This window comes from Paenarthrobacter sp. CM16, from assembly GCF_013179505.1.
GTDB lineage: Bacteria > Actinomycetota > Actinomycetes > Actinomycetales > Micrococcaceae > Arthrobacter.
This window is the reverse complement of record NZ_JABMCX010000495.1, coordinates 1-1,845: the sequence shown is the minus strand read 5'-3', so window position 1 is coordinate 1,845 and position 1,845 is coordinate 1. Positions and strand designations below refer to the sequence as shown.

Annotated in this window: 2 protein-coding genes; both read left to right on the top strand. The window is 60.2% G+C overall.

From position 1 onward, the window contains the following. Window positions 1-339 precede the first annotated feature (339 nt). Window positions 340-1,113, top strand: a complete 774-nt coding sequence (locus HP499_RS23815) for a GAF and ANTAR domain-containing protein (RefSeq protein ID WP_172326508.1) — start codon at window positions 340-342, stop codon at window positions 1,111-1,113. 217 nt (window positions 1,114-1,330) lie between these two features. Then, window positions 1,331-1,786 (top strand): hypothetical protein, encoded by a 456-nt coding sequence (locus tag HP499_RS23810; RefSeq protein WP_172326507.1) that lies wholly within the window; start codon window positions 1,331-1,333, stop codon window positions 1,784-1,786. The last annotated feature ends 59 nt before the right edge of the window (window positions 1,787-1,845 follow it).

The window sequence follows — 1,845 nt, the reverse complement described above, 5'->3', positions numbered from 1 at the left end:
ACTCGTAGGTGACTTCAACCATGTTTGGCGCGGGTGGGTAGTGCGATTGGATGGAATTCACCAGCAGGTGCTTGTCCGTATTGCAGTGTTGGCACCACAAGGGCTCGTCAGGCGGTTGGTGGGCTTCATCCGGAACTCTGGAGGCTGGCTGGGCCGGCATGGGTCTGTACCTCTGCATCGAAGAAATGCGGGACGCCCGTCTGCATGAGCTGGAAAGCCTGGGTCCTGTGATGGGGACTGTTAGCTAGATTGTGCACATAGGTGCACCGCATATGCAAGGATTTTGTAGGCACCCTAAAAGGGGTGACAACCTGAACCCGGACGACCGTAAACTAAGGCATGGACGAAATGAACGTTGAATTAGCGCTGCCTGATGCTGCATCAGCGCCAGACGAAGTTTCGGTGCCTGAGCAGCTGCAGGACCTTGTTATTGACAGCGAAGACGTTGGTGGATTCCTGGGTGATCTCGCCGTGTACTCGGCGGCAGCCGTATCCAAAGCTGTCGGGATGCCTGTCCATTGTGGGATCACCGTTAGCCGCCGCCGCCGCACCGCAACGGTGGCCGGAAGCACCCCCGAAGCCAAGCTGATCGATGAAGTTCAGCAGGCGTACGGGGACGGGCCCTGCCTGGAAGCGATGCGAAGCCACGCCACCGTGCACGTTCCCGACACCTCCACGGAGGAGCGGTGGAAGGAGTACTGCACGGTGATCGCTGAGCGCGGACATCTGGCCGCTCTGTGCGTCCCCTTGGAGTTGGACGAAGGGGCCACCGCCGCCCTGAACTTCTTCGCTCCCCAATCCGGTGTCTTCGACGACGCCACCATCCAGAACTGCGAGCTGTATGCGAGCCAGGCTGAACGCTCATTGCGGCTGGCCGTGAGGATCGGCGTGAAGCAACAACATGCCGACGACCTCCAGGAGGCCATGCAGTCCCGGACCGTCATTGACCTGGCCTGCGGCATCATCATGGGGCAGAACCGCTGCACCCAGGAAGAAGCCTTCGAGATCCTGAAGAAGGCCTCCAGCACCCGGAACCAGAAGCTGCGCGAGGTCGCAGAGTCGCTGGTCACGAGCGTGGCAAAGCAGGCGCCCGTGGCCCATTTCGAGCCCTGAGCCACAGAAGCGGGGCTCCCGGCGGCAAGGCCATGACTTGTGAGCCGCGCCACTGGTGAACTACATTTTAGGTGGGTTAAGCAGATAGCCCTTGGAGCCTTATGTCACCTGGTGCCATCCCGGATGGTCCAAGAACTGCACCTTTCAGCCGTGGCCGCTTTCGGTCGGCTCTCCGTGCACGCATGCGGGCTCCTTGGAGAAGTAAAGGAGAATGGCAATGACGCTTGGATCCCTGCCCGTCCCGAAACCATCCAGAGGGACGGATCCCGCAACTGGCGAGACCGGAGCGCGGCCCTGGTGCACAGTTTGCGGCACTGATTCGTACATTTTTGTTGAGACGGTGGTTGAAGCCCAGCCGAATCAGTCCGAGGTAGTAGAAGTCAGCTATACCTGCAGTGAGTGCGATACGTTCTACGCCCACGCTGTCCGCTTGGAGGCCCTGGTGCCTGAGATCCAACGGGAATTTCTTTCCACTTCAGCAGCAGGGCTCTGGTTCAGCTGCACCCATTGCGGCGATCCCATGACGTTGGGACGCCCCACCGAACGGGTGATTGAGGCGCCCCGGACCACGGACGATCCGGAAAGCCCCAACCTCCTGGAGGTCTACTTGCAGACGCAGGTACTGCATTGCCGTTGCGGTTTCCAAATGGAGGTTCCGCGCCACGTTGGATGACTGCCGTCTCTGAATAACCAACAGCGGGAGGGGTGGCTATGCGCACGTTTGGTGTTGAA

Coding starts and splice junctions, on each gene's coding strand:
- HP499_RS23815 (WP_172326508.1), top strand. CDS start 340: ATGGACGAAATGAACGTTGAATTAGCGCTGCCTGATGCTGCATCAGCG.
- HP499_RS23810 (WP_172326507.1), top strand. CDS start 1,331: ATGACGCTTGGATCCCTGCCCGTCCCGAAACCATCCAGAGGGACGGAT.